The following is a 20,177-nucleotide window of genomic DNA, read 5'->3' as shown; positions in this document are numbered from 1 at the left end:
GTGACGGTGCCGTGGAAAATGAAGGCGCGTTTGTCGAACCTCGTGACCACGGCCCGGAAGTTCTTGAGGGTGTTGATCGTTCGCTGGCCGCAGGTAGCGGCAGTTGCGACCGCACCCCGCGCCATGGGGTCCTGGCGCAACCTCGCCATCGGCGCCCTCCGCCTGGCCGGCAAGACCAGCATCGCTTCCGCCCTTCGCACAACGCCCGCGACATCTGAATCGGCCCCACCGGCGACCAGCCGCGAGGGCCAAATGGGGCCACTTCAGCCCGCCTTCCCGGGCGGCGATCTTCACAATCCGGGGCCGCTCCGAGACGCCTCGGCGGTCCCAAATGACGGATTTGGCGCAGATCTTGGGGAGCCCTCACGGCGGGTCACCGATGCAGCATCTTCCATGCCCTGGACGACGTGCTCGACCTGGATCTGCCCTGCAGGCGGTCCGGGAGGAGACGGTGAGGGACACCTGGGGGCACGCTAGGCTGCGGTGCTTCGGCGGATGGGGGCATGGCATGTGGCAGCGGGGGATATGGGTGGTCGTGCTCGGCGCGGCCCTGGTGGTCCTCGCCGGCTGCGGTTCCAAGACCGCCGAGACCGATGAGGAGGCGACAGGCGCGGCCACGGCCGCCGCCTGGACGCTCGCCGCTCCGATTCGCATCGACGGCGTCCGTACCGCCGACGGCGGCCGGTCTCTGGTGGTCGATTCCGAAGTGCCCGACGGGGCACGCGACTGCGTGCGCAGCCTGCGCGGTGAGCTCGACACCGTCGAGCACGGCACGGTATACGTGAAGGTCACGTACGAGACCCGTTCCCAGGACCAGGACTCCGGCTGCGCCGGCACGCGGCGGGTCAAAGCGACGGTGAAGCTGGGCGAGCCCCTGGGCTCCCGCAGGGTCATGGTGAACAGCATGGACGTGTACACCCCCGTCGGTGCCACGCCACCCGCCCTGCGGCAGTGCGGTGAGAACGGCTGCGACCCCACGCCGCCGCGTTGCACCTCGTCCTCGTACCGGCAGGCGGTCAACGACACGGACATTCCCAAGCACACGAGCTGGGAGGAACGCAGCTGCGACGACACGTGGCTGGTGCTGGACCTGTCGACCCGGATGGGGCCGGCGTGCGGTGACGCCGGCGACGGATGCTCCTCCTCTGGTGTCTCCCAGCGCTGGTTCTACCGGGCCGAGTCCTCGGGCTGGCGGCCGGCCGCCACGATCGGTGATGCGGGGTGCGCCGGGATCCACAAGGTCCTGCCGGAATTGCCCGAGCACCTCTGTGCGTCGCTGCCGCGGCTCGACCGCGGCTGATCCCCCGAGCCTGCGGCTGCTTGGTTCCTGGAGCAGGATCATTGCTGTCCGCCGAACGGCAGCAAGCAGCCTTCAACGGCTGGTCGGTACGGACCGACGTCACTCCCGCGGGCGGGCTGAAGCCGATCTGGAAGTACCCGAACGCCCACCTCGACGGCTTCCCCCGCTTCATGGCCGACCGTGCCGAAGTGGAGCGCTGGAAGCAGACGTTCGCCCTGTACATCGGCGAGGTCAAGGGCGACCCCACGCCGGGCTGGCTCGGGCTGCACCCCGGAGCGTGACCATGGGCGGACGCCTCAGCGGCCGGTCAGTGACCGAGGAAAACTCTTCACCGAGACCGCCGACCGCCTTCAGGCCTTCCTGGATCAGAACGAGATCCCCCGGCCGAAGTCCTGGCGAACCCTCGGTAGCTGAGCCCGACCATCCAAGATCCCCGACAGAGTCAAGCTGAGGATCAGAGCGACAAGAGCCGTGTAACGGGCGACTGTTACGTTCACTCTGTGAGAGCCGAGGGGTGAAATTCCCCTCGGCTACTCGGCGACGAGATCTGCGCCCAGCTCAGGGAGCTGGGCGCAGAGGTCGCCGAAGGGAGCTTCGGCGCGGATATGAAGGTGTCGCTGCTGAACGACGGGCCGTTCCCCCTCCTGCTTGAGGTGTGACCAACATGAAGTCGCTGGTCAGGGCTCTGGCGTAGCTGCGCTCGAACCGCTCACCCTGGTCGCGGGCGGCAGCCCGTCCGTTAGATCATCCGTCAGCGGTTCACCTCGCGGTGGTCGAGCACGGACACGCTCAGTCGGCGCCAACGCCGCCTCATCTGCTGAGGTCCATCAGGAAGATGCCGTCGCCCTCGCCCTCGGCACCGTCCACTTTCAGTCCGAAGGCCATGTGCGTGCCGTCGGGCGATACGACCGGGTTGTTGGCCCCGAAGCCCTTGTAGTGGTTGAACGTGGTCATCCGCTCGAACGTCCCGGAGCCATCCAGCGAAAGGCGCCAGATGTCGACCATGCCGGGGAACAGGGAGATGGCGAAGTCTCGCTCGACCATCATGTAACGGCCGGCCGGGTCAGTGCCTTCCGCTTCGTCGAAGAGCAGCGAGGTCGGCGCGTAGTCCTTGACGGCGCCGGTGTCTAGGTTGACGCCCATGGCCTGTCCGCCCTTGTGGAAGTAGGCGGAGAAGATCAGTTCGTCGTCGGGGTCGGCGTCCCCATCGGGCAGGGATCGGAAGTCCTGAGCCTCCACGGCGGGTGTGGCCAGGGAGACATCGCGCTTGTCGAGGGCAACCTTCCGATCGGCGATCTCCGGTCTGCCGTCGCGGTAGACGATTCGACCCGTGAGGATCTTCGACTTGCCCAACAGGGCGTCGAAGATCACGTCCGGCTTGGTGAAGTCGATGGTCGACTGGTTCCACGCGATGCGGGTGGAACCGGATTGCTTGGACACCGCGACGCCCTCCCAGCAGCTCTCGCCGAGACGGACCGGGGCGCGTGTGCCCAAAGGCTGCTGGAGCACCCACAGTTCGCCGCGGAAGCGGTCGCCCTCGGGGTCGTCGGCGCTGCGCTCAGCCACCGCGCACATGACGATGTCGCCGTTGGTCAGGTGGTGCGCCCGTAGCACTCCCCCGTGGAGCGCAGACGTCTTGGTCAGATTGCGGCTCGCGCCGGTCGCCAGGTCGTGCTCCCAGAGGTCACCGATCGGAGCGTCGAGGAAAGCGAGGCGCTTCCCGTCGGGAGACCAATCGGCCCGCTGCGGTGCGCCGCCGTTCGGCAGCTGGATGTCCAGCAGCCGGATGTGGTCGGGCAGGTGGTCGACCGGTGAGCCGTCAAGGGTGCCCTTGTCCGGATCGAAGTCCAGCGTCGACCGCTGCCCCTCGGCCATGGCCGAGGGTCTATTCGTGTCCGCGGCCTTGACCGGCTGCGCGTGAACCTGAACCAGCAGGCACGCCAGGGCGATCGATCCCGCGACGGAGATTAAGTGACGGATACTCATGTTTGGCAGCCTGGCAGTTCGACGGCACCGGTGCAAGAACCTTCTTGCATCGCAAGGAGGTCGCCCAGGCCCTGGGTCGTAGCGGCTCTCCTCCTCCTTCTCCTTACAATTGCGCCTATGTCAGTGCCTACGCGAACGAGAATCCTTGACGCGGCGTGGGATCTGTTCCTGCGGGAAGGATTCGCCGGGACGACCGTGACGCAGATCGAGGCGTCGGCGGGCCTGTCAGCCGGGAGCGGCAGCTTCTATCGGCACTTCCGGTCGAAGAAGGAGGTGCTCCAGGCGGTCGTCGACCGCGAGGTCGAGCGCACCAACGCCGAGCGGCAGACCGGCCCCGAGCCCGAAGAGACCGGAGGCGACGTGCGGGTCGCGCTCGCGCTCGAGTTCGAGCGCCGGCTCGGCAATCTGCGGCGGCTCCACCCGCTCATGGAGCTCGTCGCACGCGAGCGCGACCATCTCGGAGCATCGGTCGACCATCTCGGCGAGCTCTTGGTCGCCCGCAACGTCAGTATCCGTTCGCAGCGCCTAGCCGGCTGGATGGCAGCCGGGGCGATCCTGACGCGTGACGCGGAGGCCCTCGCGGCAGTCATCACGTTCGCGCTCACCGGCTACCACCTATCGGTCCGCTTCTTCGGGCACCCGCCCGCCGGAGTCAGCGAGGAAGCCCTGATCACCACGCTTGTCGACCTTGTCGCAGGCGTATAGCACGCCTTCCGGCCGCTCCATGGCGCGGCCGGAGGCCGCGAGGTGAACCGCTGACGGATGATCTACCGGACAGACTGTTTCCTGCTGGAGGTACGAACGGCGGACGTATGACCGACGGACGTATGACTGGCTACTTCACCGAGCCCGCCATAACGCCCTGCACGAAGTGGCGCTGGAAGGCGAAGAAGACGGCCACCGGCACCACCAGGGAGAGGAAGGCGCCGAAGGCCAGGATCTCGATGTTGCTGCCGAACTGCCGCATCTCCGACTGCAGCGCCACCGTCAGCGGCTGCGCGCCGTTGTCGGCGAAGAGCAGCGCCACCAGCATGTCGTTCCACACCCACAGGAACTGGAAGATGGCCAGGCTGGCGATGGCGGGCCGTCCCAGCGACAGTACGAGCTGGGCGTAGATACGCCACTCACCGCGGCCGTCCATTCCGGGCCGCCTCCAGCATCTCGCGCGGGATCTCGGCGAAGTAGTTGCGCAGCAGGAAGATGGCGAACGGCAGTCCGTAGGTGACGTGGAAGAGCACGACGCCGGGAATGGTGTCGAACAGCCCGAGCGTGCCGAACGTCTTGGCGACCGGCAGCGGCCCGATCTGGATCGGGACCACCAGCATTCCCACGACCAGCAGAAAGGTCCAGTCCCGTCCTGGGAACTCCATCCAGGCGAAACCGTATCCGACCAGCGCGGCGATGAGGACGAACAGCACGGTGGTCGGCACCGAGATCATCGCGGTGTTCGAGAACGCCTGGGTGATGCCCGAGTCCTCAAGCAGCGCCGTGTAGTTCTCCACGGAGAGCTGGCCGGGCTTGGACAGGGCGGTCCACCAGCCGCTGGCCGCGTTGTCCACTCGTCGCGCAGCGAGGAGAAGAACAGCCCGGCGATCGGGGTGATCCAGATCAGTCCGACGACGATCAGGAACGCCTGGACCAGGCCGCTGCGCAGCCGGTTCATCAGCAAGCGCAGCGGGCCGCCCCAGACCCCGGTCCTCAATCTCCCCCAGCACTAGATGATCTAGTCCAAGGGGTCAGTGATCGTAGGCGATCAGTGAGCGTAGGACGGTTTGTCCGGTGGCGTCGTTGTGCCAGATCGCGGCGGTTAGCGCGAGGATGCGTTGCATGACGCGGGCTATGACACCTCCGGGTGTGCGCCCTCGGTGCCGTTCGAGGTCAAGCTGTCCCTTGAAGGTCTCGTTGATCGATTCGATGACCTGTCGCAGCGGCTTGAACAGGGCTGCGCCAGGCCGTTCCCGTTCACATTTACGGGCAGGCCGCAGTAACTGGACTCCATGCTCGGACAGTTCGCGTTCGAAACCACGGCCGAAGTAGTACTTGTCGCCGATGAGAGTCTGTCGGGGGCTCTCGCAGAAGCTCGCATTCGGCTGCCAGGAGGTCAAGGAGGGTCTCGCGTTCGTCGGCTTTGGCCCCGGTCAGGGCGAAGGCGATGGGCAGGCCCTGAAGGGTGCAGACCAGGTGCAGGCGCAGGCCCCAGAAGAAGCGGCTGTGGCTGGCGCAGTAGCCGTATTCGGCCCAACCTGCCAGGTTGGAGCGTTTGACGGTCTCGCGGGAGCGGCCGCATTCCACCGGGGTGGAGTCCACGACCCATACGTCGTCGCTCCACACCGAGGTGGTGGCCAGGATCCATGAGAGCCTTCGCTTCTGCCGCCCGCGTCGATGCGGGCGGCAGAAGCCGTAGCCGGTCTCGTTAAGGGGTCCTGAACAGGCTGTACCCTGAGGAGGCCTGGTTCTCATCCGCTGTGATGCTGGTGGTGCTGACGATCTCGTCTTCCACATCGGCGATGTAGTACTGAACAGTCCACGACGTCGCCGTACTGCACGAGTCGAAGATGTCCCAGACGAAGCACTCCTTCATGGAGATCACGGCGTCCCAGAAGCGGTAGTAGCTGCCGATGCGCACGTTGTTCACCTGCGACACCACTTCCAGCGAGGCGAACTCTCCCAGACCGTTCGTGGCGGGCGTCGCATCGACGCTCCACCCGGAGGGATTGTCTCCCGTACAGGCTGTGACGTTGACCCTGACTTCCCCGTAGCGGACTCGGGTGAAACAAAGGCGTTTCACGTGTCGGTGGGTTATCAGGCAGATGGCGAGGACGATGAAGGCCTCGTGGATGTCGTCGCGCCGCTCCCACCGGATCCGAAGTCGGCGGAAGCCATGCAGCCAGGAGATCGTGCGCTCGACGACGTAGCGGAAGATACCGAGGCCGGAACCGTGTGGCTGGCCTCGCTCAGCGATGACGGGGCGGATTCCGCGCTGCCAGAGCAGGCGGCGGTACTTGTCGTGGTCGTAGCCATGGTCGGCCAGGAGTGCGTCCGGCCTTCGGCGCGGTCTTCCTACCTGGCCCGCGATGGCCGGGATCTTGTCGAGCAGCGGCAGAAGTTGGGGGACGTCGTTGGGGTTTCCGCCGGTCAGCGACACCGCGAGCGGGATGCCCTGGCCGTCGACGATGACATGGTGCTTGCTGCCCGGCCGTGCGCGGTCGACCGGGCTGGGCCCGCTTTTGGGCCCCTGCGGGCGGCCCGGACGTGGGAGGAGTCGATCACCGCCCGGGACCAGTCGAGCTGGTTCCTCGACCGCAGCTTCTTGAGCAGTACGGCGTGCAACTGGTCCCAGACGCCGGCCTCGTTCCACGCGGCCAACCGTCGCCAGCAGGTCATGCCCGAGCCGAAGCCCAACTCTTGGGGCAGGTACTCCCATTGGATACCGGTGTGCAGGACGAACAGGATCCCGCACAGGGCCTGCCGGTCCGGCACTCGAGGTCTGCCCTCGACCAGCTTGGGACCGGGCTGCGGCAGTAACGGTTCGATGAGCGACCCAAGTTCATCCGACACGATCCATGGCCGCGACTCACGCTTCCCCACACCGAGACCAACGACCAGACAAGCCCAAAGTCACATGATCAACCACTTCTGTCAGGGCCAGTTATGCGGTCATAGGGCGGCGACGGTCTCGGTATCCTCTGCCTCGTCCGACGCAGGCGCGGGGGTGGCGTTCTTCGGGCCGCGGAGAGCGATGTAGACGAGCAGCACGGCCATGACGGCGACGCCTGCCCACATGGACTGCTGCCATCCGTCGATGTAGGACTGCTGTGCGGCGTGGACCAGGTCCTGCGCGTGTGGGCCTGCGCTGCCCGACGCCTCGACGGCGTTGGCGATGCCGTCCCGTGCGGTGTCCGCGGTCCCCTGGGGGATGCCGTCCAGCCTGTCGTCGATGGCGTTGCGGTAGCCGGCCGTCAGGATTGCGCCGAGCATGGCGACGCCGAGTGCGGTGCCGAATTCGCGGGTGACGTCGTTGAGGGCGGAGGCGACGCCTTGCTTCTCCTGCGGCAGGGAGCGGGTGAGGGCCTCGGTGGAGGGCACCATGGACAGGCCCAAGCCGATACCCATGAGAATAATGCCGGGCAGGATCGACAGGTAGCCACCGTCGACGGAGACGAACTGGGCCATGAGCGCCAGGCTGACGCCGGTCAGCGCGATCCCCACGGCCATGGTCGAGCGGGGGCCGATGCGCACGGCCATCTTGGGGGCCACGTTGGCGGACGTCATGATCCCGATGGCCAGGGGCATCAGCGCCGCCGCAGACAGCAGTCCCGACCAGCCGAGCACGGCCTGGAGGAACGGGAAGAGGACCACTTGGGTACCCGCCTGGACACCGAAGACCACTACCAGCGTGATCGAGCCGCCGGACAGGCCGCGCTCACGGAACAGGCGCACGTCCAGCAGCGCGGCGTCCCGGCGGTGCAGCTCCCAGAACACGAAACCGACCGCGGCGATGAGGCCGACGGCGAGGCTGATCAGAGTCAGAGGTTCGGTCCAGCCGCCCTCCGGTCCCTCCTGCAGGACAAAGATGAGGCCGACCACGGCGACGGTGGATGCCAGTGCGCCGACGGTGTCGAAGGCGTGGGCGGAGCGCTCATGGGAGTTGGGCACCGACTTCAGCGTCAGGGCCAGGGCCACGACGACCAGGGCTACGGGCAGGGCGAACAGCCAGCGCCAGTCGGCGACGTCGGTGAGAAAGGCGGAGAGGAACATGCCCAGGACGCCGCCGCCTCCGGCGACGCCGGTCCACACGCCGATCGCCTTGCCGCGCTGCTCCTCGGGGAAAGTGGAGGTGATGACGGCCAGGGTGATGGGCATGATCATTGCTGCGCCGACACCGCTGGCCAAACGCGCGACAAGCATCAACTCAGCGGTCGGGGCCACGGCCCCCGCAATGCTCGCAACGCCGAAGACGGCCAGCCCGGCGATCAGCATGGGCTTGCGGCCCACGCGGTCACCGATCGCGCCGAGTGGCAGCAACAGCGCGGCCAGGGCGAGGGTGTAGATGTTGATGATCCACAGGACCGTGTCCTGCGAGGCGTCGAACTCGACGGCCATCTGCGTCTGGGCGACGATCAGCCCGGCCACTGACGCGATGACGGCCATCAGCGCTATCGAGACGGCGGTCAGGATCATGCGCAGCTGACGTGCATCCGGCAGGCCCCCGCCGCTCCCGTCAGGGGGTGCCGCCTGTGCAGGGTTCGTACTCATGGATTCCTCTCAAAAGGGCATGCAGAATCAGCGCCAGAGCAGGACCGGTCGCCGAGTGAATGAGGTGGGTGCGGGCCCGACCGCCGCGCGCAGCGCTTGGCGCGGTGGCGCGGTGAGCCAGTGCGGGCCCGGACGTCAGGTGGTGGTGGCGCCCTGGAGATCCCCAGGTCCCGCTGGAGCGACGGCAGCGCGATGTTCACGACGGTGGCGCCGAGAACGATCATGAGCTGGACCGACCCGATGAAGAACAGCGCGGCCCATCGGCGCGACGTGCCCGCCCGGGCCTGCGCCTTCGTGGATGCCATGACTTCGTCCTCACCCGTTGTGGTGGGTGCCGCGCGGATCGTTCCCGCGGCTCTGACGAACACCAGACGTCGGCCATCCGCTCTCCGTGACAGCCGCGGCTCGTGACGTGCGTCACCGCTCACCGGTGTCACAAAGCGGCGGGGACCGGCGTCTTGTGCGTGAAGTCGAAAGCGAACAGACAGGAGAACCGGCCATGAGCGAGCCCAGAGAGCCGACAACGGGCACAGCCGAGCGGCTCGCACGCGACGACCGCGTGGACCCCGCCACCGAGGCGTTCGTCACCTACCGCAACCTGCTGTTCACCGTTGCCTACGAGATGCTCGGCTCGGCCGCTGACGCCGAGGACGTCCTGCAGGAGACCTGGCTGCGATGGGTGGGCGTCGACCTCGACACGGTGCAGGATCAGCGCGCCTACCTGGTGCGGATCACCACCCGGCTGGCGCTGGACCGGCTCCGCATGCTCGGCCGGCGCAAGGAGTCCTACGTCGGCCCCTGGCTGCCCGAGCCGCTGCTGACCGCGCCCGACGTGGCCGAGGACGTCGAGCTGGCCGACAGCGTCTCGATGGCAATGCTTCTGGTGCTGGAGACACTCGCGCCGACCGAACGGGCGGTGTTCGTACTGCGCGAGGTGTTCGACCTCGCCTACGACGAGATCGCCGAAGCCGTCGACAAGACCCCGGCCACGGTCCGCCAGATCGCCCACCGGGCACGGGCACACGTCGCCGCCCGCCGGCCACGCGACGTCGTCTCCCCTGCCGAGACCCGGGCCGCGATCGAGGCCTTCCAGCAGGCGGTCGAAACCGGTGAGCTGCAAAGCCTGTTCGACATCCTCGCACCCGACGTCGTCGCCTTGATCGACGGCGGCGGGCTCAGGCGGACCGTGCCAAAGCCCATCGTCGGAGCGGACAAGGTCGCCCGCACGCTGGCCTCCGGCCTGACCAGGTTCGCCGTCGAAAGGTCGGTCGAACCCGTCCAGGTCAACGGCCACCCTGGGCTCATCGTGCGCCGCGACGGAGAGATCGAGACCGTCGTGGCGATGCGGGTCGAGGGCGGCCTCATCACCGGGCTCTATTTCGTACGCAATCCCGAGAAGCTGTCGCGGGTGGAGCAGGAGACCGAGCTGAGCCGCTGACCCCGCAACGACGGCTCGTTTCCCCCTGGCGTCAGCACTCAATCTCGGATGCTGGCATTGCGGCTCGCTCGTACCCGAGCCGCCAACTGTCTCGACCGGTCCGCACTGATCCGCAATTCCTTGCGCAGCGACTCAGCCGAGACCGGGCGCTGATGCAGTTCCCGATGTCGAGCGTCCGGCCGCCGAGCACGCTCCAGCGACGGATCAGCGGCGACAGGTGGGACAGTCCCGATTCCGGCTGTCCCACCTGTTTGCGCAGGTCAGGTGATGTACTGGGACAGTCGGACACCTGGGACACCCCCGGCGTGTCCTCGGTCCGGGTCTCGGTGTCCGGGTAGTACCGCCCGGCGCCGTCCTTGGTGGGCTGTCCGTCCGCGGCCATGCGTGAGCAGGAGCAGGTGCGGCGGACGTTCTCGGCATCGAGCTGGGGCAGTGCGGCGACGATGCCCTTGGGGCGGGCGCCGGGGTGGGCGCGGACGTGCCGCAGGATGGCCGCGCGGGTGTCGCCGAAGGTGTGGTCGGTGACCGGTCAGTCGAGCATCTGCCAGGCGCCGGAGGCGGCTTGGAACTGAAGCGCGTACTCGGCTAAGAAGACCGTGGCCCGCGCGCTGCGGCCCGTAGTCGACGACGTGCGGCAGGCCGTAGCGACGGGCGACGCGCACTGGGTCGAGCTGATCGGTCCAGTATGCCACTGCCGACCCCTCCGAAATCGAGCCGCACAATGACGTGCTGAGCAGGCAGAAGTCCTCCTCGGTAGCGGGTTCGACAGTACGACCGCCGGACGCCGCAGGACGATCCGGCGGGCCAGCACAGGGCCGCAGCAGGTCGGGGCGGAGGAGATGGGAAGCGGTCAGCGCCGAGGGCCGGGGCGGCGTGACGCCGCCCCGGCAGCGGATTCGACAGCGCCGGTCAGGAGCAGATCGCCTGGACAGCGAGGCCGTCGGCGGGTATCCCGGTCAGCCGCAGGGCCGTGGCGCGCAGATCGGCGCTTGGGTAGAGGTCGCTGAGGAAGAGGGGACCCGCGGGGCCGTCTCCGGCAGCCCCGCCGACCGAGTGCACCCTTTCGTTGCCCGGGCATTCCTTGATCGCATCCCGCCGCTTGTGCACCACCTCGGATTCTGCGACGGCCCCCATCGGGTTGGCGCAGATGGCGTGCGAGACGACCTGCCAGTTCGCCGGGGATGCGGTGTCCGTCGCCGCCGCGGCGCGGGTGATGTCCAGCGGCCCGGAAGCCCGTGACATCTGCAGGCCGCGCCCCTCGCCGTAATTCCCGCCGAGGATGTTCGCCCCCGCACCGATCACCCGCTTGCCGCTCGGGCAGCCGGCCGCCGTCTCCTGGCGGGAGACCGACGACCAGCGGGACGCCTGCGAGACGATCTCGTAGCCGGGGAGCTGGTCGTGCGGCGCGCACAGGGCGTACCCCTCCAGCGCCCAGTTTCCCGCGACGCCGCCCGTCGGCTCGACGGCGACCACCTCGTATCGGTCCGAGAGACCGTTGGTGGTGACCGGTCGCAGGGTGCGGAGCCGGATCACTCCCGCGGCAGGACCGACGACGCGGCCGCCGCCCCCGACCACCTTCATGCCCTGCGGGCATTCCGGCGTCCGCGCCTTCGATGACGCCGAGTCCAGCTGGGTCATGGGGTGGGTGGTCCGGATCAGCCCTGGCACCGCGGCGTCGGCCGGTGGGGCACCAGTGGCCTGCACGCCGCCAACGAGTGTCAACGCGGTCACCGTGGTCAGCGTGGCGCTCCTGCGGCGCGGCCTGGCCAGGTTCGTATGGTGGTTGCTCATGTCTCCTCATTCGTCTGGTAATCGGATTTCTGCTGGCTCCCGGCGGCGGAAGCGGCCGTCGGCCGCTTCCGCCGTCCGTGGTCATGCGCTCCCGGGTGTGGACCGGGGCCTGAGGACGCATCGGGCGATCCCCCCGACCTGGGGGGAGCGGGCAGGCACGCCACCTGAGCGTCCGGGATGCCCGCTGAGGTCGGCGGGGTCTCAATGGCTGAGCGAAGCCCTAGGCGCGCCCTATGCGGTCTCTCTGTCCGTCCCCGACTTCCCGGCGGCCTGACAGGACGGGAGTAGGTCGTCCTGGACACCGCCCGCGACACCTGCTGGATGTCTTCGCAGATACGGGCACCCGCAGTGTCCGGGGCACCTGGCCGAGTTCCTGCCCCTGCGCCGGCAGGCCTGCGACCAGGTTTCTCCCGTGCGTGAGGTGCATCGTGGGCCGTTGCGGCAAGGGCAGGGTCGTTCGGCTGGCCGGCGGTCGCGGGCGAGCACGACCGCCGCCTCCGTCTCACGGTCGGATCGCCCACCGTCCTTACGGCCGGATCTCGTAGACCACGTTGAACGGCGTCTGCGCGGCGCGGCGGAACCCGGTGAAACCGGCGTCGGTGATCACCTGGCGGACGGCGGCCTCGCCGGCCTGTGCGCCCAGGGCGTAGCCGCCCGGCTGGGACAGGCTGTTGGGCACGCAGAGGAACGTGGAGCCGCTGTAGTAGAGCCGGCCGATCGGGTTGAAGTTGTCCTCGAGCGTGTCGGAGGCGAACGGCTCCACCAGCAGCCAGGTGCCGTCCGGGGCCAGCGTCTCCCGCACGCGCCGGGCCGCGCCGAGCGGGTCGCCCATGTCGTGCAGGCAGTCGAACATCATCACCAGGTCGTAGTTCGTGCCGGTGAAGCTCTGCGCGGTGGACACCTCGAAGGTGACCCGGTCGGTGACCCCGGCCTCTGAGGCCTTCTTACGGGCCAGCTCGATCGACGTGCCGTGGTAGTCCGAGCCGACGATGGTGGTGCGCGGGTAGGCCTCGGCGAGGAGCAGTGACGTGGAGCCGAGACCGCAGCCGATGTCGGCCACGCGCGCGCCGGCGGTCAGCTTCGCGTCGACCCCCTCCAGCGCCGGGATCCAGCTCGGGATCAGCTCGGCCACGTAGCCGGGCCGGTAGAACGCGTCGACCCCGACGAAGACGTCCTCGTGGTGCTCGTGCCATCCGAAGCCGGCCCCGGTGCGGAACGCTTCGGCGATCCGCGGTTCGGCGCGCAGCATTCCCAGTGCGGTAAGGAAGGCCGCGGACACGTTGGGGCCGTTCGGGTCGGCCAGGCAGAACGCCTGCTCCTCGGTCAGAGCGAACCGACCGGTTTCCGGGTCGTAGCCGGCGTACCCGCCGGCGGCCTGTCCACGCAGCCACTCGGTGAGGTAGCGCGGGTGGCACCCGGTGCGTTCGGCGAACTCCTCGGGCGTCGCGGGGCCCTCCGCGAGTGCACGGTAGAGCCCCAGCCGATGGCCGATCGCGACAGAGCCGGCGGCTTCGGTCGCCGCCAGGTCGGTCACGAACCGGCCCAGGAACTCGTTGACCTTCTCGTGGTCCATCCCAGTTCTCCTTCTTGTCGAACCGGCTCGTTGCCGGTCACGACAGAAAGGATTGGCGTGCGACCTGTCACGGCCCTCGCACGGGCTATCGTCGTGCTAACAGGCCCAGTTCGTCGTCGCACGCGCATGCCGGACACGGGGGGGGTGCCATGGCAGTCGGACGTTTGTCGCCGTCGCCGTCGGTTCGTGTGGAGGTGCTCGGGCCGCTGCGGCTCGTTGTGGACGGCGCCTCCGTGGACGTCCCCGGCCCGAAGCGGCGTGCTGTGCTCGCGCTGCTCGCGCTCGCCGAGGGCCGGACCGTGACGGTCTACCACCTCATGGACGCGCTGTGGCCGTCGGAGGTACCCGAATCAGGGCGTCAGGCCCTGCACAACCAGGTGTCCCGGCTGCGCGGACACCTCGGTCCGGCGGTGGCCCGGCTCGAGACACGCCAGGACGGCTATCGGCTCGCACTCGGACGCGACGAACTGGACGTCACGCAGGCACGGGCGTTGCTCGCGACGGCGCGTACGACGGCGCAGCGCGACCCGGCCGGCACGTTCCGCCTGCTCCAGGAGGCGCACGGGCTGTGGCGAGGGCCGGTTCTCGCCGGCCTCACCGACATCCCGCCCGTCGCCACCGCTGTCGAGGAGTACGCGCAGCTGCGCCGCGAGGTGACCGATGCGCTGATCGCCGGCGCCGTCGCCGCGGGACAGGCCGACGGGATCCTGGGCCTCGCCGCCGCGTCATCGGCCGCCGACCCACTGCGGGAGCCCGCGGTCCTCCTGCTCGTGCGGGCGCTGGCGGCGACCGGACAGGCGCCGGAGGCCCTGCGGGCCGGACGGGAGTACCGGCGCCGACTGGTCGACGAGACCGGTCTCGATCCCTCACCCGCGCTGGACGAGCTCGAGCGCGAGGTCATCGGAGGCGCCGAGGGTTCAGCGTCCGGCCGGCGCGAGGTGCCCGCCCTGCCCGGGGTACCCACCCTGCCTGGGGTTGCCGCCGGGCCCGGGGCGCCGACCCGGCCGACCACCCCGCTGATCGGCCGTTCGGCGCAAGTCGCGGCCCTGCACCGGCTGTTGGCGGCCGAGCGGCTGGTCACGCTCGTCGGTCCCGGCGGCGTCGGCAAGACCCGGGTCGCCCTGGAGGTCGCGCGGCAGAGCGGCACAGTGACGGTGCTACTGCTCGCACCGGTCACCGATCCCGCCGCCATCCCGCACGCGCTGGCGGCGGCCCTGAACCTGAAGGTCGACCGGGGCGACGTGCTGTCCGCCTGCGTCGCCGTGCTGAGCGACCGCCCCGGTCTGTTGATGATCGACAACTGCGAGCACCTGCTCGACGGCGTACGGGACACGGTGGACACGATCCTCTCCACGTGCTCCGGAATCTCCCTGCTGGCCACCAGCCGCGAACCTCTCGGTCTGGCGGCCGAACATGTCTCACGGCTGGCGCCGCTGCCGCTGCCCCACCCCGATCAGGACCCTTCGCGGGTTCCGTCCGTGGCGCTCTTCCTGGACCGGGCCCGCCGGGTACGCCCCGGGCCGCCACCGACGCCGGCACAGCTGCGTACGATCGCCGACATCGTGCACCGGCTCGACGGGATGCCGCTGGCCATCGAGCTCGCGGCCGGCCGGCTGTCCACGTTCTCCCTGGCTGATCTGCGGGGCCGCCTCGACCGCTCGCTCGACCTGCTCGGCGGGAGCAGCCCCAGCACGGATTCCCGGCACCGGACACTGCGCGCGACCATCGAGTGGTCGTACCAGCTCCTCACCGAGGACGAACGGCGGCTGTTCCGGCATCTGTCGGTCTTCGTCGACGGTGTCGACCTCGACACCGCGGAGCGGCTCGCCGCCGACGTGGGCCTGGAGAGCGACCCCGGAAGCACTCTGGCCCGCCTCGTCGACGCCTCCATGATCGAGGCCTCCTTCGAGGGGACCACCCGCTACCGCATGCTGGAGACGCTACGGGCCTTCGGTCTCGACCGACTCGCGGCGGCCGGCGAGGACAAGGCCGCGGCCGAACGCCTGCTGCGCTGGGCCGTCGAGCTGACTTCATGGATCGGCACCGCCATGGACACCGAGCGGGAACCCGAGGCCGACGCCGTGCTGCGCCGCGAACTGCCGAACCTGCGGGCCGCGTGGCGGCTGGTCCGCGGCCAGGGACCACTGGACGACGCCGTGACGATGGTCGCCGCGCTGTTCGACGCGGTCGCCTACCGCGACCTCGTCGAGATTCGCGACTGGGCGGAGGAACTGGCAGACGACCCGGCGCTCGCCGACCACCCGAGTGCTGTGGCCGTGCTCGGAGTCGCGGCGGAAGCCGCCTACCACCGCGGCGACTACCGCCGGGCCGACCGGCTCTCCCGTACCGGGCTGGCGAAAGCGGCCGACAGCGCCGGATCATGGCACTGCCTGATGGTCCTCTCGGTGGCCGACCTGGCTCGCGGCGCCTACGACGACGTGGTCGAGCACTCCCTCGCCGCGGTCGAGCTCGCCGGCCCGCAGCGGGAGAGCCTTGGGATCGCCGCCCTCGCGAAGGCCTATGCCGGCGATCTGGAGGAGGCGCGGAGACTGAACGACAGGGGACTGGCCGCCGCGGTGTCGCCCTCGATGCTCTCGTGGGGCGCCTACGTCGCCGGGGAGATCGACAGCCTCGCGGGCCACAGCGAGCCGGCCGAACGGCACTACCTCCGTGCCATCGACCTGGCCCGCACCTCGGGCGCCACCTTCCTCGTCGGCGTCGCGACCGTCGGGCTCCACTCGGTACGCGCCTGTGCGGGCCGGGTCGACGAGGCGCTGGACGGCTACCGCGACGCCATCGAGTACTTCGCCCGCAACGGCAACTGGACCCACCTGTGGACCGCCCTGCGCAACCTCGCCGACCTGCTGCGCCGACTCGGCGACGACGAGCCGGCGGCCCTGATCGACGCCGCGGCCGACCAGGCCCCCGACGCACCCGCCGTAGAGGGCACCCGCCCCGCCCCGGACCGCTCTCACGACGCCGAACCCACCGCGCACACCGCGACCGCCGCAGCGACACCGATCCCCGGCCGGCCGGCCGTCCTCGAAGCGGCACGGCAGGCGATCGAGCGGAACCTCAGACGACCATGACAGCCCTGAGGGCCCTCGCTACTCGGCGGCAAGCCGTCGATAGGCGCTGATCGACAGGCTGAAGGTTGTGCCGGCGAGCCCGACGATGAACGCGACGCTGATTCCGATGAAGCCCCAGTCGGGGTGGCCGGAGAGGATGGACCGGGTTGCGTCGAGGTACCAGGTCACGGGGTTGAAGCGGGCGACTTGCTCGAACCAGGAGGGCATGAGGAAGCGTGGCCCGAACCAGGTGGAGAACAGCATGATGGGGAAGAACAGGGGTTGCAGACCCAGGACTGCGGCGCGGTTGCGGGTCGTGATGGCCGAGTAGAAGAAGATCCCGTTCCAGGCCGTGGCGAAGCCGGCGGTCAGGGCGAGCACTGCGAGTGCTCCGAGGATGCCGCCTTCATTCGTGAGTCCTCGGGTCGTGGCGATGGCGAGGATGACCGTGGCGGCGACGACGGCGCGTAGGCCCTCGAAGCTCGCACGCCCGGCAATCAGCGAGGCGGGGTCGGCCGGCGTGAGGCGAACTCGGTCGATGAAGCCGGTTTCGATGTCTCGGAGGAGCTCGGCGGCGGTGAAGCCGGCGCCGACGACGGCCGACAGGAAGAGAGTCCCGGGTAGTACCCAGTCGTCATAGGACGCGAGCGGGAACCCGCGGATCTCCTCGACGGCACCGAAGAGAGCGGTGAAGATCGTGCCGATGAGCAACGACGGTATGAGCGGCTGACCGAAAGCGACGCCGGGGTTCCTTCGTGCCTGTGTGGCTGTCCGAGCGAACATGAGTTGGGCGGCAGACATGGTCATCCTCTGGAAAGCTTTCGATTGAGTACGGCGCCGGAGGCGACGACAGAGATCGCGACGCCGGCGGTCGCGACTGCGAGGGCCGCCGCGACCGTGGCGGAGGTGAGGTCACCGATCATGGCGGCCCGGGCCCCGTCCACGATGACGGTGACGGGGTTGAGTCCGGCTGCGGTGTCGGCCCAGCTCGGCATCGCGGCTCGGGGAATGAACGCGGTCGACAGGAACGAGACGATGATGCCGACGGGGTTGAGGTTGAGCGGCGTCTGGGGGTCTTCGGTGACGATCGCGGCGATGTAGAACAGGCCGGCGTACGCCGCGGAGAGCAGCATCGCGAGAAGCGTGATCACGAGCGCTCCGGGCAGGCCGTTGGGCAGCGCACCGCCGAAGAGCAATCCCACGCAGAGGACTGCCGCGACGCCTGGGATGATCCGGATCGCCTCGAACCCGAATCGGCCGAGCAGGAGGATGAGTGGGCCTCGCACCTGGAGCCGGAGGCGGTCGATGAATCCGGACCGGAGGTCCTCGGCGACCTGGGCGGATGTGAAGCCACCGCCGGCGATCGCGACGATCATGATCGCTCCAGGGACGAAGAACTCCTTGAACGACCCGGTGGGGAACGCGATCACCCCGTTGAGCCGGCCGAACAGAGATGTCATAGCGATGACGAGCAGGAGTGGGGGAAGGGCGGGCAGGAACAAGGCGGGGCCGGGGTCGCGCAGTCCCTCGCGGACGGACCGGGCGAACACCGCCGAGCTGGGGCCGGTTGCCGCCGTAAGGGCGTTCATGCCGCTGCCCTGTCGGTCGAGCGGGCCGAGGCAGTGTTGATCTCGCGGCCGGTGAGATGCACGAACACGTCTTCGAGGCTGGCCTTGGTGACGGTGATGTCCTCGAGAGTGCCGGCGACCGAGCGGATCTGAGCCAGCGCCTCGTCGATGCTCGCGTCGGGCAGCACGTCGATGATGGTCAGACCGTCGCGTGCCGTGACTGTGCCGGCAGTGACGGTGACGACCAGAGTCGTCAGGTGGTGCTCGCCAGGGACGGTGATCGTGCGGAGCCCGTGCGCGGCACGTAGCTCGCGTGGCGTGCCTCCGGCGATGAGCTTCCCGCTGTCGATGACGCCTATGCGGTCTGCGAGTTGATCAGCCTCCTCGAGGTACTGGGTGGTCAGCAGCACGGTGGTGCCATCCGCCCGCAGTCGAAGGATCTCGTCCCAGAGCGCTCGTCGGCTCTGCGGATCGAGTCCGGATGTCGGCTCGTCGAGAAACAGCACGGGCGGCCGTGCGAACAACGCGGTGGCGATGTCCAGTCGTCGTTGCATGCCACCGGAGTAGGTGCCGATGCGCCGGTCGGCGGCGGCGCTCAACCCGAACGCTTCGAGGAGCTCGGTCGCGCGTGCGGTGACCTCCCTCTTGCCGAACTGCAGCAGGCGCCCGATGAGGTTCAGGTGTTCGCGGCCGGTCATGTTCGGATCGAGCGCCGCGTCCTGCAGGGTGACGCCCGAGGAGCGGCGAACGTCATCCGGCTGCCGCGCGACGTCGAAGCCGGCGATGACCGCGGCGCCCGATGTCGGTCGCAGCAGAGTCGTGAGCATGCGGACGGTGGTCGTCTTGCCCGAACCGTTCCGCCCCAGGAGCCCGAAGATCTCCCCGGGCGAAACGGAAAAGGACAGGTGGTCAACCGCGACGAGTTCGCCGAAGTGCTTCGTGAGGTCATGGGCCTCGATGGAGGGGGTGGTCACGTCGCGGGCCTCGATTTCGTCTTCGTCGGAGATGGCTGGATGGCCTGGTCGCCGCGGCGGGCGGTCGACCGCGAGCAGTGCGCATACGTGGTGCTGGTGGGCTTCGGCCACGAGGGCTTCGAGAGCGTCCGGACGTCGTGTGGGGACGCGTTGCCTCAGGGACCGGACGACTCCCGGTCTCCGGAGTGACCGGTGGCGGGCGCCTGGCTCAGAGGGTGCTCATGCCGCCGTCGATGATGAGGTCGTGTCCCACGACGAACGATGAATCGGTGGAGGCCAGGAAGAGCACGCTGGAGGCGATCTCCTCGGGATCGGCGATGCGCCCGAGGGGGATCTGGCTGATGAGATGGGCCCGGGCTTCGTCAGGGAGACCGGCACGGTCCATGCCGGGGGTGGCTACCGGACCCGCGCTGACGGCGTTGAGGCGGATGCCCTTGGGGAGCAGCTCGGCGGACAGGTTCCGGATCAGTGAGATGAGACCGGCTTTCGCTGCGCCGTAGACAGCCATGCCCGGCATGCCGGTGCGAGCGAGGATCGATCCGTTGACGACGATGGTCCCGCCGTCGGGCATGAGGGGCGCGAGTTGCTGGATCAGGAAGTACGGGCCCTTGGCGTGGACGTCGAACAAGGCGTCGAACGCGCTCTCGTCGACCGCTGCGAGAGGAGCGGGCGCCGCGAAACCGGCGTTGATGAAGACGGAGTCGACGCGTCCCGTGCTGCCGGCGATGTCGCGGGCGAGCGACCTGACCTCGTCGACGCTGCCGGCGTCGCTGCGCATGGCCGTGGCGCCGATTGCCTTCTCGGCGACTTCGAGCGTGGCCGGGTCTCGGCCCGTGATGATCACCCGAGCGCCCTCGCGGGCGAAGGCGGTGGCCGCGGCGAGGCCGATGCCGCTGTTGCCGCCAGTCACCACGACCACCTTGTCTTCGAACCGGTTCATTGGTGCCCCCACATCCAGGAGTGGACTGATCTGTCCAGTCACCGTAGGAGGTACTGGACGGATCTGTCCAGTCATGCGTTAGGATTTCCTCCATGCCAAAGGAGCCCATGACAGAGCGAGGGAGGCAGACACGTGCCCGCATCGTCGAGGCGGCGGCCGCGCTCGTCGCCGAGCGGGGCGTCGAAGGGACCGGCATCGACCACGTCCTCGCCGCCGCCCGCGCCAGCAAGAGCCAGCTGTACCACTACTTCACCGACAAGGACGATCTCATCCGAGCGGTGAT

The 20,177-nt window shown here is 68.9% G+C and carries 13 protein-coding genes and 5 pseudogenes; 7 read left to right on the top strand and 11 right to left on the bottom strand.

Going from position 1 to position 20,177, the window contains the following annotated elements:
- The first annotated feature begins 508 nt into the window (after window positions 1–508).
- The 3 genes and pseudogenes from GAS53_RS51530 to GAS53_RS51520 form a co-directional block, all read left to right on the top strand.
- Window positions 509–1,300 (top strand): hypothetical protein, encoded by a 792-nt coding sequence (locus GAS53_RS51530; RefSeq protein WP_225859647.1) that lies wholly within the window; start codon window positions 509–511, stop codon window positions 1,298–1,300.
- A gap of 44 nt (window positions 1,301–1,344) precedes the next feature.
- A pseudogene (locus GAS53_RS51525) lies at window positions 1,345–1,581 on the top strand (ABC transporter substrate-binding protein); the annotation flags it as partial.
- Window positions 1,582–1,833: 252 nt separating this feature from the next.
- Window positions 1,834–1,959 (top strand): annotated as a pseudogene (locus GAS53_RS51520) (D-aminoacyl-tRNA deacylase); the annotation flags it as partial.
- A gap of 151 nt (window positions 1,960–2,110) precedes the next feature.
- On the opposite strand, the gene GAS53_RS51515 reads toward GAS53_RS51520, so the two are convergent.
- Window positions 2,111–3,286 carry a TolB-like translocation protein gene (locus GAS53_RS51515; RefSeq protein WP_151484756.1) on the bottom strand — a complete coding sequence of 392 codons (1,176 nt, stop codon included), beginning with the start codon at window positions 3,284–3,286 and terminating at the stop codon, window positions 2,111–2,113.
- A 117-nt stretch (window positions 3,287–3,403) separates the two neighbouring features.
- Here GAS53_RS51515 and GAS53_RS51510 point away from each other — a divergent pair, with 117 nt between their 5' ends.
- Window positions 3,404–3,991 (top strand): TetR/AcrR family transcriptional regulator, encoded by a 588-nt coding sequence (locus tag GAS53_RS51510; RefSeq protein WP_151484755.1) that lies wholly within the window; start codon window positions 3,404–3,406, stop codon window positions 3,989–3,991.
- Window positions 3,992–4,121: 130 nt separating this feature from the next.
- Here the strand turns inward: GAS53_RS51510 and GAS53_RS51505 are convergent.
- From GAS53_RS51505 to GAS53_RS51490, 4 genes and pseudogenes are all read right to left on the bottom strand, one after another.
- Window positions 4,122–4,949 (bottom strand): annotated as a pseudogene (locus GAS53_RS51505) (carbohydrate ABC transporter permease).
- A gap of 73 nt (window positions 4,950–5,022) precedes the next feature.
- Window positions 5,023–5,635: pseudogene (locus GAS53_RS51500) on the bottom strand (IS982 family transposase); the annotation flags it as partial.
- A gap of 442 nt (window positions 5,636–6,077) precedes the next feature.
- A pseudogene (locus GAS53_RS51495) lies at window positions 6,078–6,847 on the bottom strand (IS5 family transposase); the annotation flags it as partial.
- 96 nt (window positions 6,848–6,943) lie between these two features.
- Window positions 6,944–8,542 carry an MFS transporter gene (locus GAS53_RS51490; protein WP_151484754.1) on the bottom strand — a complete coding sequence of 533 codons (1,599 nt, stop codon included), beginning with the start codon at window positions 8,540–8,542 and terminating at the stop codon, window positions 6,944–6,946.
- A gap of 499 nt (window positions 8,543–9,041) precedes the next feature.
- Here GAS53_RS51490 and GAS53_RS51480 point away from each other — a divergent pair, with 499 nt between their 5' ends.
- The gene (locus GAS53_RS51480; protein ID WP_151484752.1) at window positions 9,042–9,980 is read left to right on the top strand and encodes an RNA polymerase sigma-70 factor; all 939 of its coding nucleotides are present in this window, start codon (window positions 9,042–9,044) and stop codon (window positions 9,978–9,980) included.
- 909 nt (window positions 9,981–10,889) lie between these two features.
- Here the strand turns inward: GAS53_RS51480 and GAS53_RS51470 are convergent.
- Window positions 10,890–11,771: a hypothetical protein gene (locus tag GAS53_RS51470; RefSeq protein ID WP_151484751.1), complete on the bottom strand. Its 882-nt coding sequence runs from the start codon at window positions 11,769–11,771 to the stop codon at window positions 10,890–10,892.
- Between the two features lie 526 nt (window positions 11,772–12,297).
- The gene (locus tag GAS53_RS51465; protein WP_151484750.1) at window positions 12,298–13,344 is read right to left on the bottom strand and encodes a class I SAM-dependent methyltransferase; all 1,047 of its coding nucleotides are present in this window, start codon (window positions 13,342–13,344) and stop codon (window positions 12,298–12,300) included.
- Between the two features lie 149 nt (window positions 13,345–13,493).
- Here GAS53_RS51465 and GAS53_RS51460 point away from each other — a divergent pair, with 149 nt between their 5' ends.
- Window positions 13,494–16,433: an AfsR/SARP family transcriptional regulator gene (locus GAS53_RS51460; RefSeq protein WP_151484749.1), complete on the top strand. Its 2,940-nt coding sequence runs from the start codon at window positions 13,494–13,496 to the stop codon at window positions 16,431–16,433.
- Between the two features lie 18 nt (window positions 16,434–16,451).
- Here the strand turns inward: GAS53_RS51460 and GAS53_RS51455 are convergent, their stop codons facing one another.
- From GAS53_RS51455 to GAS53_RS51440, 4 genes are all read right to left on the bottom strand, one after another.
- Window positions 16,452–17,213, bottom strand: a complete 762-nt coding sequence (locus tag GAS53_RS51455; RefSeq protein WP_192583676.1) for an ABC transporter permease — start codon at window positions 17,211–17,213, stop codon at window positions 16,452–16,454.
- Between the two features lie 2 nt (window positions 17,214–17,215).
- Complete coding sequence (locus GAS53_RS51450) at window positions 17,216–18,001, bottom strand: ABC transporter permease (protein ID WP_151484747.1); 786 nt, start codon at window positions 17,999–18,001, stop codon at window positions 17,216–17,218.
- Window positions 17,998–19,065 (bottom strand): ABC transporter ATP-binding protein, encoded by a 1,068-nt coding sequence (locus tag GAS53_RS51445; protein ID WP_225859646.1) that lies wholly within the window; start codon window positions 19,063–19,065, stop codon window positions 17,998–18,000. Before GAS53_RS51445 ends, GAS53_RS51450 begins: the two co-directional genes overlap by 4 nt.
- A 97-nt stretch (window positions 19,066–19,162) precedes the next feature.
- Entirely contained in the window at window positions 19,163–19,894 is a 732-nt protein-coding gene (locus tag GAS53_RS51440; protein ID WP_151484746.1) for an SDR family oxidoreductase, read from the bottom strand.
- Window positions 19,895–19,986: 92 nt separating this feature from the next.
- Between GAS53_RS51440 and GAS53_RS51435 the strand changes: the two genes are divergently transcribed.
- On the top strand, window positions 19,987–20,177 hold a 191-nt coding region (locus tag GAS53_RS51435; RefSeq protein ID WP_151484745.1), incomplete at its 3' end, for a TetR/AcrR family transcriptional regulator.

Source organism: Streptomyces albicerus (assembly GCF_008905045.1).
GTDB classification, from domain to species: Bacteria; Actinomycetota; Actinomycetes; order Streptomycetales; family Streptomycetaceae; genus Streptomyces; species Streptomyces albicerus.
The sequence above is the reverse complement of the archived record's forward strand: the minus strand, read 5'-3'. Positions and strand labels throughout refer to the sequence as shown.